The following is a 12,226-nucleotide window of genomic DNA, read 5'->3' as shown; positions in this document are numbered from 1 at the left end:
CCCGTCAAAGTTCTCCGCTGACACTTTTGTGTCAATTCCGCTGTGCATTCCGAGGCGTTTTCGCCCCGCTCTTTGACGGAGTGGGGTGTGCATTCCGGCCACAACCGGCAACACACCAGATCGAAGGCCCGCGGGGTGTACCGCTCGGGAACCTCTCTTCGATACTCTGGGTCCGGCCGTGTGGCACATGCCCCGGGCCCGGTACCGTCCGGGCCGCGCCGACGACTGCGGCCGCCCGCCCCGAAGGGCCTGCGGCCCGTTCCCCCACCTTCGCACCGACGACGCGCTCCGCGCCGCCCGATTTCCCCAGGAGAGTCCACCGCATGGCCGGTCCTGCGTTCCGTGCCGCCGCCGTCCGCGTCCGGGTTCCGGCGACCAGCGCCAACCTCGGCCCGGGCTTCGACGCCTTCGGACTCGCGCTGGGTCTGTACGACGACGTGGTCGTCCGGGTCGCCGACTCCGGCCTGTCCGTCGACATCGCCGGCGAGGGCGCCGAGACGCTGCCGCGCGACGAGCGCCACCTGCTGGTCCGCTCGATGCGCGCCGCGTTCGACCGGCTCGGCGGCCAGCCGCGCGGCCTCGAAGTGGTCTGCGCCAACCGGATACCGCACGGCCGGGGCCTCGGTTCCTCCTCCGCCGCCATCTGCGCCGGGATCGTGGCCGCCCGCGCGGTCACCATCGGGGGTCCGTCCGCACTGGACGACGACGCGCTGCTGGCCCTCGCCTCCGAGCTGGAGGGCCACCCGGACAACGTCGCGGCCTGCCTGCGCGGCAACTTCACCATCGCCTGGACCGACGACGAGTGCGCCAAGGCCGTCGCCCTGGAGCCCGCCGAGCAGGTCGTCCCGGTGGTGTTCGTCCCGGCCGGCGAGGTGCTCACCGAGACCGCCCGCGGCCTGCTGCCGAAGACCGTCCCGCTGGCCGACGCCGCGGTCAACGCCGGCCGCTCCGCGCTGCTGGTGGAGGCGCTGACCAGGCGCCCCGAGCTGCTCTTCGCCGCCACCGAGGACCGGCTGCACCAGGACTACCGCGCCTCGGCCATGCCGGACAGCGCCGGCCTGGTCGGCGCGCTGCGCGCGGAGGGCATCCCCGCGGTCATCTCCGGGGCCGGCCCGACCGTCCTCGCGCTCACCGACGAGGCGGGCGCCGACAAGGTGCTCTCCTTCGCCGGACACCACGGACACGGCGGCGACCCGGCGTTCGCCGCGCACCGGCTGGACGTCGACCGCGCCGGGGCCGTCGTGCTCCCGCTGGACGTCTGAGCAGCCCGTACGGGCCCGGCACCGGCCCGCGTCGAGCGGGCCGGGCCGGACACGATTGGCAAGCGCAAGGCTGGGGAATGTCTGAGGGGGTCGGTAGTGTTAACCTCATTGCTGCACCAGGTGCCCTCCGGGGCTCGGTGCGCCGCGTCCCGATCCCAGCACTCCACTGCCGTGGAGTCCCGGCGATGCACGGGGCGACGATTCTCCGGGAGCCCACCGCAGCGCGTACGCAGCCTGCCTGCGCGACATGCGGCCGCATCCCGAAGCCGTGACGGCACCTGACTCCCACCCGCGGCCTCCCACCTAAGAGGCCAGGACGGGCGGAGCGCGGGCCACCGTCACGCGACGGGGGCCCGGGATTCGCAGGGAGCGTGGGGGTTACGCCCTCAGGGGAGGTCGACACACGACCGGCCCACCGCGCCACTCAGCACCACCGCGCTTCAAGCACCGCACCTCGCAGCTCTCCCTCGACGGGCTCCCGCCATTCGAGGGTCACCGCCTCGGACCGACGCAGTCGAGCGTTGGTCAGGACAGCACAACCGGTCGCCGAGCCAGACAGGCCGACGTCCGCTCCAGGGAAGGACCCTTAGTGAGCGACTCCACCGATCTGATGGGCGCGCGCCCGGACGCCGACGCGTCGGACGCAGCCGCCCCCGCTGCCCCGGCGCGGCGCCGCCGCAGTGCCGCCGCGGGCCTGGACGGCATGGTCCTGGCCGAGCTGCAGAAGCTCGCCGCGGACCTTGGCATCACCGGTACCGGACGCATGCGCAAGAGCCAGCTGATCGAGACCATCAAGGAGAAGAGCGGCGGGGACCCGCTGCTCGCCGCCGGTGGCGCTCCGGCCGCCGCCAAGCGCACCGCCGCCAAGGCGGACGCCGAGGCCCCGGCCGAGAAGCCGGCCCGCCGCACCAAGGCCGCCGCCAAGGCCGCCGCCGAGGCCCCGGCCGCCGCCGAGCCGCAGGCCCAGATCGAGATCCCGGTCCAGGCCGCCGCCGAGACCGCCGCGCCGGCCCGTGCCGAGCGCACCCGTCGCCGGGCCACCTCGGCCGCCGGCGCGCCCGTCGCCCCGGCCGCCGAGGCTGCGGCCGAGGCCGCCACCGTCGCGGTCGCCGAGTCGAAGCAGGCCGAGGCCCGCCCGGCCGAGACCCGCGGCTTCGAGGGCCGCGAGGACGGCCGCGAGAGCCGTCGCGACCGCCGCGAGCGCCGTGACCGCCGCGAGGGCGGCGAGCGCACCGAGCGTCCGGAGGCCGGCGAGGCCCAGGACGGCGACGCGCGCGAGTCGCGTCGCGACCGCCGCAACCGCCGCGAGCGCGCCGACCGCCAGGGTCAGCAGACCCAGCAGCCGGGCAGCGGCCAGGGCGACCAGCAGGGCCGCCAGGGCCAGCAGGCCCAGCAGCCGCAGGTCCAGCAGGGCCAGGGCGGTTACGACGACGACGAGTTCGGCGAGGGCCGTCGCGGCCGTCGGGGCCGTTACCGCGACCGCCGGGGCCGTCGTGGCCGCGACGGCTTCGAGGCCGGCCCGGCCGAGCCGCAGATCGGCGAGGACGACGTCCTGATCCCGGTCGCGGGCATCCTCGACATCCTCGACAACTACGCGTTCGTGCGCACCTCCGGCTACCTGCCGGGCCAGAACGACGTCTACGTCTCGCTCGCCCAGGTCCGCAAGAACGGCCTGCGCAAGGGTGACGCCATCACCGGTGCGGTGCGCCAGCCGCGCGACGGCGAGCGCCGCGAGAAGTTCAACGCCATGGTGCGGCTGGACTCCGTCAACGGCATGGACCCGGAGAGCGGCCGCGGCCGCCCCGAGTTCAACAAGCTCACCCCGCTCTACCCGCAGGAGCGGCTGCGCCTGGAGACCGACCCGGGCGTGCTGACCACCCGCATCATCGACCTCGTGTCGCCGATCGGCAAGGGCCAGCGCGGTCTGATCGTCGCGCCGCCGAAGACCGGCAAGACGATGGTGCTGCAGGCGGTCGCCAACGCGATCACCCACAACAACCCCGAGTGCCACCTGATGGTCGTCCTGGTCGACGAGCGTCCTGAAGAGGTCACCGACATGCAGCGGTCGGTGAAGGGCGAGGTCATCTCCTCGACCTTCGACCGCCCGGCGGAGGACCACACCACCGTCGCCGAGCTGGCCATCGAGCGCGCCAAGCGCCTGGTGGAGCTGGGCCACGACGTGGTCATCCTGCTGGACTCGATCACCCGCCTGGGCCGTGCCTACAACCTGGCGGCGCCGGCCTCCGGCCGCATCCTGTCCGGTGGTGTCGACTCGACCGCGCTCTACCCGCCGAAGAAGTTCTTCGGTGCCGCGCGCAACATCGAGAACGGCGGCTCGCTGACCATCCTGGCCACCGCGCTGGTCGAGACCGGCTCGCGCATGGACGAGGTGATCTTCGAGGAGTTCAAGGGCACCGGCAACATGGAGCTCAAGCTCGACCGGAAGCTCTCGGACAAGCGCATCTTCCCGGCCGTCGACGTGGACGCCTCCAGCACCCGCAAGGAGGAGATCCTGCTCGGCAACGAGGAGTTGGCCATCGTCTGGAAGCTCCGCCGGGTGCTGCACGCGCTCGACTCGCAGCAGGCGATCGAGCTGCTCCTGGACAAGATGAAGCAGACCAAGAGCAACGCCGAGTTCCTGATGCAGATCGCCAAGACCACCCCCGGCTCCGGCGACTGACCGTAGCCGGACGGCTGTCGAAGCACGGAACCCCGGATCGCGCGAGCGGTCCGGGGTTCCGTGCGTTCGCACCCGGGTTGTTCCAGAGTCGGGACAATTGAGGCTCTTTGGATCATGTTGTCCGATTTATTCTGGACCGTATGGCCGAGCACAAGAGGGTCCCCAGTCGCCGCCGCAAGGTCCTGCGGACGGCCGCCTGTGCGTTCGTCGCGCTCGTCGTCCTCGGCACCGGCGCGGCCGTCTACGCGTACGTGAAGCTCAACGGCAACATCAAGAGCGTCGACATCGACGGCCGCCTCGGCGACGCCCGGCCGCCGGCCGCCACCGACGGGTCCTTCAACGTCCTGGTGCTGGGATCCGACTCGCGCAGCGGCGAGAACGGCGACCTGGCCGGCGGGGACACCGGCGACACCGCCCGCTCGGACACCGCGATGGTGGTGCACGTCAACCAGGACCACTCGCGCGCGCAGATCGTCTCGATACCGCGCGACACCCTGGTGGCCCGCCCCGACTGTACCGGCGCGAACGGCACGGCCGTGCCGGGCGCCAAGCGCGCGATGTACAACAGCGCCTTCGAGACCGGCGGCGCGGCCTGCGCGGTCAAGACCACCGAGCAGCTCACCGGGCTCCGGATGGACCACTACCTGCAGATCGACTTCGCCGGCTTCGCCCGGGTCGTGGACGCGATAGGCGGGGCCACCGTGACCACCACGGTGGCCATCCACGACAAGGACAGCGGGCTCGACCTGCCGCCCGGGCAGCACCACCTGGACGGTCAGCAGGCGCTCGCCTTCGTCCGCACCCGGCACGGCGTCGGCGACGGCAGCGACCTCGGCCGGATCGAGCTGCAGAAGCAGATGGTGAAGTCGCTGCTCCGGCAGGCCGGCGGGGCGGGACTGTTCACCGACCCGGTCAAGCTGTGGTCGATCGGCGACACCATGACCAGGAGCATCACCACCGACTCCGCGCTCGGCTCGGTGAACGCCCTGGTGGGGCTCTTCCAGGAGCTCAAGGGGATCGGGCCGGACCAGCTCGGCATGGTGACCCTGCCGGTGCAGACCGCCCCCGGCGACCCGAACCGGGTGGTCGAGCTGCAGCCGCAGGCCGACCAGCTCTGGGCGGCCCTCAAGGCCGACCGGGAGCTCCCGCAGGCGGTCGTCTCCGCGCAGCCGGAGAACCCCGCCCAGGCGGCCCCCACGGCCTCCGCGGCCGCCCCGTCGACCCCCGGACGGGCCGCGGAAAAGGCGACTGCGCAGGCGAGCGCGAAGGCCGGCGCCACGCACTGAGCGGGCCCGGAATATCCCGGAACGCGACCCGGTTTGGGAAGATGCGGCCCGTCCTGGCAGACTGGTCCGTCGGTCCCGGTTCACGTGCGGCACTCCAGCCGCCGACCCGGTGCCCTCCCGAAACCTAGGAGAACCCCTTGAAGCCCAACGTTCACCCCGAGTACGTGGTCACCCGCGTGACCTGCACCTGCGGCGCCGAGTTCACCACCCGCTCGACCGAGACCAGTGGCGAGATCCGCGCCGAGGTCTGCTCGCAGTGCCACCCGTTCTACACCGGCAAGCAGAAGATCCTCGACACCGGTGGCCGCGTGGCCCGCTTCGAGGCCCGCTTCGGCAAGCAGCACAGCGCGAAGGCCTAGCGCTCACTCGGCGCCGGTTCCCGGCGCCCCCGTACTCGTTGTCGGGGGCGTCGGGGGCCGGCGCCGTTCGCGTCCCCCCGCGCGTTCCCCCCTCCCCAACCCGATCCGAGCCCCCGGGAAGAAGGCCACCCCATGTTCGAGGCAGTCGAAGAGCTCCTCGTCGAGCACGCCGACCTCGAAAAGAGGCTGGCCGATCCGTCCGTCCACGCCGACCAGGCCAACGCGCGCAAGCTGGCCAAGCGGTACGCCGAGCTGACCCCGATCACCCGGGTCTACCGGCAGTGGCGACAGACCGGCGAGGACATCGAGGCCGCGCGCGAACTCGCCGCGGAGGACCCGGAGTTCATCTCCGAGGTGAAGGAGTCCGAGGCGCGTCGCGACGAGCTCACCGAGGAACTGCGGCTGCTGCTGGTGCCGCGCGACCCGAGCGACGACAAGGACGTCATCCTGGAGATCAAGGCGGGCGAGGGCGGCGAGGAGTCCGCCCTGTTCGCCGGTGACCTGCTCCGGATGTACCTGCGCTACGCGGAGCGGATCGGCTGGAAGACCGAGATCATCGACTCCAACGAGTCCGACCTCGGCGGCTACAAGGACGTCTCGGTGGCCGTGAAGACCAGGGGCAACACCGAGCCCGGCCAGGGCGTCTGGGCCCGGCTGAAGTACGAGGGCGGCGTGCACCGCGTGCAGCGCGTCCCCGCCACCGAGTCCCAGGGCCGCATCCACACCTCCGCGGCGGGCGTGCTGGTCACCCCCGAGGCGGAGGAGGTCGAGGTCGAGATCGTCGCCAACGACCTGCGGATCGACGTCTACCGCTCCTCCGGCCCCGGCGGCCAGTCGGTCAACACCACCGACTCCGCGGTCCGGATCACCCACCTGCCGACCGGTATCGTGGCGTCCTGCCAGAACGAGAAGAGCCAGCTGCAGAACAAGGAGCAGGCGATGCGCATCCTGCGTTCGCGGCTGCTGGCCGCCGCGCAGGAGGAGGCCGAGCGGGAGGCGTCGGACGCGCGCCGCAGCCAGGTCCGCACGGTGGACCGCTCGGAGCGGATCCGGACGTACAACTACCCCGAGAACCGCATCTCGGACCACCGCACGGGGTTCAAGTCGTACAACCTGGACCAGGTCCTGGACGGCGAGCTGAACGCGGTGATCCAGTCCTGCGTCGACAAGGACGCGGCGGCGAAGCTCGCCGCGGCCCAAGAGAACTGAGACCGGCGCGCCCCAGCCCACGCGCAGTCCGTAGCCGGAGCGCAGAAACAAGAGGTCGTACGGATGAACCTGCTGCTCGCCGAGGTGGCCCAGGCCACCCAGCGGTTGGCCGCGGCCGGCGTGCCGTCGCCGCGCTTCGACGCGGAGGAACTCGCCGCCTACGTCCACCACGTCAAGCGCAGCCAGCTGCACACGGTGAAGGACGCCGACTTCGACGCCCGCTACTGGGAGGCGGTCTCGCGCCGCGAGGCGCGCGAGCCGCTCCAGCACATCACCGGACGGGCGTTCTTCCGCTACCTCGAACTGGAGGTCGGCCCCGGGGTGTTCGTGCCCCGGCCGGAGACCGAGTCGGTCGTCGAGTGGGCCATAGACGCGGTGCGCGACATGGACGTGGCCGAGCCGCTGGTGGTGGACCTCTGCTCCGGCTCCGGCGCGATCGCCCTCGCCCTGGCCCAGGAACTGCCGCGCTCCACCGTGCACGCCTTCGAGCTGGACGAGGGCGCGCTGGAGTACACCCGGCGCAACATCGAGGCCAGCCCCGACCGCGCCCGGGTCACCCTGCACGCCGGGGACGCCACCAGGGCCTTCGAGGACGACCGCTCCTGGGACGGTCGCTTCGACCTGGTGATCTCCAACCCGCCGTACATCCCGCTCACCGAGTGGGAGTACGTCGCGCCGGAGGCCCGCGACCACGACCCGCAGATGTCGCTGTTCTCCGGCGAGGACGGCCTGGACACCATCCGCGGCATCGAGCGGGTCGCCGCGCGGCTGCTGCGCCCGGGCGGCGCGGTGGTCATCGAGCACGCCGACCAGCAGGGCGGCCAGGTGCCGTGGATCTTCAACGAGGAACGCGGCTGGACGGACACCGCCGACCACCGCGACCTGAACAACCGGCCGCGCTTCACGACCGCCCGACGGGCGTCGTTGTGAACAGTCGACCGCAGCCCGACCGCCTGCAGGGCGCCGTCGTGACGGCAGCGACGACGGCGACGGCCGCAGTGACCGCCAAGAGCCACTTCGGAAGGGGACCGCACCGATGAGCCGCCGCTACGACTGTGCCGATGCCGGGGACCGCGCCACCGGCCTGCGCGAGGCCGCCTCGGCCGTCCGCCGCGGCGAACTCGTCGTGCTGCCCACCGACACCCTCTACGGGGTCGGCGCGGACGCCTTCTCCCCGGAGGCCGTCGGCGAGCTGATGGCCGCCCGCGGCCGCGGCCGCAACACCCCGTCGCCGGTGCTGGTCGGCTCGCCGACCACCCTGCACGGCCTGGTCACCGACTTCTCCGAGCAGGCCTGGGAACTGGTCGACGCCTTCTGGCCCGGCGGGCTGACCCTGGTCGCCCGGCACCAGCCCTCGCTGCGCTGGGACCTCGGCGAGACCCGCGGCACCGTCGCGGTCCGGATGCCGCTGCACCCGGTCGCCATCGAGCTGCTGAACGCCACCGGCCCGATGGCCGTCTCCAGCGCCAACCTGACCGGCGGATCGTCCCCGCTGACCTGCGACGAGGCGCAGTCGCAGCTCGGCGACGCCGTCTCGGTCTACCTGGACGGCGGGTCGGCCGACCACGCCGCCGCCTCGTCCATCGTCGACGTCACCGGCAAGGTCCCGGTCCTGCTGCGGGCCGGCGCGATCAGCGTCGAGCAGCTGAGGGAGGTCGTCCCCGACCTGGAGGCCGGCAGTTGACGCCCACCGCCTCGCTCCGTTCCGGGCCCGGCATAGCGCCGTACCTGAGCGTGGACCCCAGGCCGCTGGACCACTTCCGGATCCTCTTCGTCTGCACCGGGAACATCTGCCGCTCGCCGATCGCCGAGCGGCTCACCCGGCGTGAGCTGGACACCCGGCTGAGCCCCCGGGTGGCCGGGCGGATCCTGGTCGAGAGTGCCGGCACCTGGGGCCACGTGGGCGCGCCGATGGAGGACCACGCGGCGACCGTGCTCGACGAGTACGGCGCCGACAGCGGCGGCTTCACCGGCCGCGAGCTGCTGGACGAGCACGTGGTCGAGGCCGACCTGGTGCTCACCGCGACCCTGGACCACCGCGCCCAGGTGATCTCGATGGGCCACGAGGCGGGACTGCGCACCTTCACGCTGAAGGAGTTCACCCGCCTGGTGCGGACGATAGACCCGGGCACGCTGCCCGACCCCCGGCGCGGCGCCGACGTCACCGAGCGGGCCCGCGCGCTGGTCCGCGCGGCGGCCGCGCTGCGCGGCTGGCTGCTGGCCGCCACGCCGGAGTCGGACGAGGTCGACGACCCGTACGGCGCACCGATCGGCATGTTCCGCAACTGCGGCGAGGAGATATTCCACGCGGTCGACCCGGTGGTCACCGCGCTGACGGGCGTGCCGGCGCGCAGGTAGGTGTTCTGGCCCGTCCGGCCGCGTTCCGACGGGCCGGGCGGCGGTGGCGGTCCTACGCTGGATCCACCGTCCCCGCAGCGCCCGGGAGCCCCGCCATGACCGTCACCGACGCCCCGACCGGCTCGACCTCGACGAAGGGGCGCCCGTGGGCGTCCGAGGCCCTGTACCGGGCGGATCCGCAGTTGGCCGACCTGCTGGCCGCGGAGGCCGAGCGGCGCGCCGAGACGATCCAGCTGCTGGCGGGGGAGAACCTCACCAGCCCTGCCGTCCTGGCGGCCCTCACCGGCCCGCTGATCGACAAGTACGCCGAGGGCTACCCGGGCCGCCGGCACCACACCGGCTGCGCGCTGGCGGACGCCGCCGAGCTGCTGGCGATCGACCGGGCCCGCGAGCTGTTCGCCGCCCCGCACGCCAACGTCCAGCCCCGGTCGGCGACTTCGGCGATGCTGGCGGCGTACGCGGCGCTGCTGCGGCCCGGTGACGGGGTGCTGGCGATGTCGCTGGAGCACGGCGGCCACCTCAGCTGCGGCTCGCGCGCCAACTTCTCCGGCCGCTGGTTCTCCTTCACCGGCTACGGCGTGCGCGAGACCGACGGGCTGATCGACCTCGACCAGGTGCGCGAGCTGGCCCGGCTGCACCGCCCCAAGGCGATCGTGGCGGGCTCGATCTCCCACCCCCGGCACCCGGACTGGGCGGCCTTCCGGGAGATCGCCGACGAGGTGGACGCCTACCTGATCGCCTCCGCCGCGCAGACCACCGGCCTGATCGCGGCCGGCGTGGCGCCCTCCCCGGTGCCGTACGCGGACGTCACCGTGGCGGCCACCCACAAGCTGCTGCGCGGCCCGCGCGGCGGCCTGCTGCTGTGCACCGCGGAGCTGGCCGAGCGGGTCGACCGGGCGGTGTTCCCGTTCAGCCAGGGCGGCGCGGCGATGAACGAGGTGGCGGGCAAGGCGGTCGCCCTCGCGGAGGCGTCGACGCCCGCCTACCGGGCGTACGCGGAGCGGGTGGTGTCCGGCGCGCGGGTGCTGGCCGAGGGGCTCGCAGGGGCCGGAATGCGCCCTCTGACGGGCGGTACCGACACCCACCTGGTGACGGCCGAGGTGAGCCCGCTCGGGGTGACCGGCGCGGAGGCCGAGCGGCGCTGCGCGGCCGCCGGACTGCTGCTCGGCAAGTGCGCACTGCCGTTCGACCCGGCGCCGCCCGCCGACGCCTCCGGGATCCGGCTCGGGACGGGCACCGTGACCAGCCAGGGGATGGGTACGGCGGAGCTGTCCGAGATCGCCGGGCTGATCGCACGGGTGCTCGCCGGGGGCGCGGTCGGGCCCACCGCGGCGAGGATCCGCGAGCTCGCGCTGGCGTTCGCCGGCCGGGCGTGACGGCGACCCGTCCAGGGGCATTCCCGATCTCCTACCCGGGAGGGCGAACCGCGATGCGCGTCCCCGGCGTCCGACTCAATAAGGTGTGTGCGTGGCGACGCACCTCGAACCCCGGGAAGGCAGGGGAGTACCTTCGGTACTTCCCCGTTCGACAGTGATGCAGGAGGCCAGTGGTGCGTGAGTATCTGCTGGTGCTGTTCTGCACCGCCGCCGTGACCTACCTGCTGACCGGCCCGGTCCGGAAGTTCGCCATCGCCGCCGGCGCCATGCCGCCGGTGCGCGCCCGCGACGTGCACCGCGAGCCCACGCCGCGGCTCGGCGGCATCGCGATGTTCGGCGGGCTCTGCGCGGGCATCCTGGTCGCCTCGCAGCTCGACAACCTGAGCAAGGTGTTCACCCAGGGCACCGACATCCGCGCGCTGCTGTCCGGCGCCGGGATCATGTGGCTGCTCGGTGTGCTCGACGACAAGTGGGGCGTGGACGCGCTGGTGAAGCTCGGCGGCCAGATGATCGCCGCCGGTGTGATGGTCTGGCAGGGCGTCACGGTGATCACCCTCCCGGTGCCCGGCGTCGGCGCGGTCGCGGTGAGCCCGACCCAGGGCATGGTCATCTCGGTCACCCTGGTCGTCGTCATGGTCAACGCGGTGAACTTCATCGACGGTCTGGACGGCCTGGCCGGCGGCATGGTCTGCATCGCCGCGATGGCGTTCTTCCTGTACAGCTACCGGCTCTGGTACGGCTACGCGATCACCGACGCGGCCCCCGCCGTGCTGTTCAGCGTGCTGCTGATCGGCATGTGCCTGGGCTTCCTGGCGCACAACATGCACCCCGCGCGGATCTTCATGGGCGACTCCGGCTCGATGATGCTGGGCCTGATGCTGGCCGTCGCCGCGATCTCCATCACCGGCCGGGTCGACCCGGACCTGATCAACAACGAGACCGGTTCGCAGACCGCCACCGTGCACGCCCTGGTGCCGATCTACATCCCGCTGCTGCTGCCGCTGACGGTCATCGCGCTGCCGCTGGCCGACCTGCTGCTGGCGGTGGTGCGCCGCACCTGGGCCGGCCAGTCGCCGTTCGCCGCCGACAAGCGCCACCTGCACCACCGGCTGCTGCAGGTCGGGCACTCGCACAGCCGGGCCGTGCTGATCATGTACTTCTGGGCCGCGCTGATCGCCTTCGGCTCCGTGGCCTTCTCGGTGACCAACACCGGTCGCACCGTGGTCCTGACGCTCGCCGGGCTCTGCCTGCTCGGCCTGGTGGTGCTGCTCACCCCGCGGTTCCGGCCGCGCGCCCCGCGGGCGGTGCAGTCCTTCGTCCCGCCGCGCTACCGCCGCCAGCCCTCCGGCCCGATGGCCGAACTGTCCGCGAAGGACAAGCAACTTCTGGGTGAAGCCGGCGTGGACTCCTCCGAGCGCGCCGACCACGGTCCGGCCAGCGGCCGCCGCTGACGGGGGAGTTGGCGTTCCGTCAGATGGCCTCACCCGTACGGCGGATTCGTTGCGCCGCTGGTGTGACAGGTGCCACACAATCATGGTAAAGCTCTCATCAAATAGTTTGTGATACCGTTCACGAGTACCGAGAACACGCCGAAAGACCTGACAGGTGGATGACTTCCGTCCCTGTCGGTCTCCTTCGACGGGCCCGCCGTCCTCGCGGGCGGCCCGGCGGCGATGCCTCGGTCCGGTGTCACCCG

10 protein-coding genes are annotated in these 12,226 nt (G+C 72.6%); all 10 read left to right on the top strand.

Features of this window, described 5'->3' with window-relative positions:
- Nucleotides 1-323: 323 nt before the first annotated feature.
- The 10 genes from thrB (at nucleotide 324) to ACIGG8_RS00225 (ending at nucleotide 11,981) form a co-directional block, all read left to right on the top strand.
- The gene (gene thrB / locus ACIGG8_RS00270) at nucleotides 324-1,262 is read left to right on the top strand and encodes a homoserine kinase (RefSeq protein WP_350522929.1); all 939 of its coding nucleotides are present in this window, start codon (nucleotides 324-326) and stop codon (nucleotides 1,260-1,262) included.
- 589 nt (nucleotides 1,263-1,851) lie between these two features.
- The gene (gene rho / locus ACIGG8_RS00265; protein WP_396544337.1) at nucleotides 1,852-3,942 is read left to right on the top strand and encodes a transcription termination factor Rho; all 2,091 of its coding nucleotides are present in this window, start codon (nucleotides 1,852-1,854) and stop codon (nucleotides 3,940-3,942) included.
- A gap of 140 nt (nucleotides 3,943-4,082) precedes the next feature.
- Entirely contained in the window at nucleotides 4,083-5,228 is a 1,146-nt protein-coding gene (locus tag ACIGG8_RS00260) for an LCP family protein (protein WP_396544335.1), read from the top strand.
- A 137-nt stretch (nucleotides 5,229-5,365) separates the two neighbouring features.
- Nucleotides 5,366-5,587, top strand: a complete 222-nt coding sequence (rpmE, locus tag ACIGG8_RS00255) for a 50S ribosomal protein L31 (protein ID WP_030057539.1) — start codon at nucleotides 5,366-5,368, stop codon at nucleotides 5,585-5,587.
- A gap of 132 nt (nucleotides 5,588-5,719) precedes the next feature.
- A complete protein-coding gene (gene prfA, locus ACIGG8_RS00250) occupies nucleotides 5,720-6,796 on the top strand; it encodes a peptide chain release factor 1 (RefSeq protein WP_350522926.1) in 1,077 nt (358 codons plus the stop codon).
- A 63-nt stretch (nucleotides 6,797-6,859) separates the two neighbouring features.
- Entirely contained in the window at nucleotides 6,860-7,726 is an 867-nt protein-coding gene (gene prmC / locus ACIGG8_RS00245) for a peptide chain release factor N(5)-glutamine methyltransferase (RefSeq protein WP_350522925.1), read from the top strand.
- A 106-nt stretch (nucleotides 7,727-7,832) separates the two neighbouring features.
- On the top strand, nucleotides 7,833-8,480 hold the full coding sequence (locus tag ACIGG8_RS00240; RefSeq protein WP_350522924.1) for an L-threonylcarbamoyladenylate synthase: 648 nt from the start codon (nucleotides 7,833-7,835) through the stop codon (nucleotides 8,478-8,480).
- Nucleotides 8,481-8,512: 32 nt separating this feature from the next.
- The gene (locus ACIGG8_RS00235) at nucleotides 8,513-9,154 is read left to right on the top strand and encodes a protein-tyrosine-phosphatase (RefSeq protein WP_350523030.1); all 642 of its coding nucleotides are present in this window, start codon (nucleotides 8,513-8,515) and stop codon (nucleotides 9,152-9,154) included.
- A gap of 95 nt (nucleotides 9,155-9,249) precedes the next feature.
- Entirely contained in the window at nucleotides 9,250-10,530 is a 1,281-nt protein-coding gene (gene glyA / locus ACIGG8_RS00230; RefSeq protein WP_396544332.1) for a serine hydroxymethyltransferase, read from the top strand.
- Nucleotides 10,531-10,703: 173 nt separating this feature from the next.
- A complete protein-coding gene (locus ACIGG8_RS00225; RefSeq protein ID WP_396544330.1) occupies nucleotides 10,704-11,981 on the top strand; it encodes an MraY family glycosyltransferase in 1,278 nt (425 codons plus the stop codon).
- Nucleotides 11,982-12,226: the final 245 nt, after the last annotated feature.

The sequence above is a fragment of the Kitasatospora sp. NPDC085464 genome (assembly GCF_044541955.1).
Classification (GTDB): domain Bacteria; phylum Actinomycetota; class Actinomycetes; order Streptomycetales; family Streptomycetaceae; genus Kitasatospora.
This window is presented reverse-complemented; position numbering and strand designations above follow the sequence as displayed.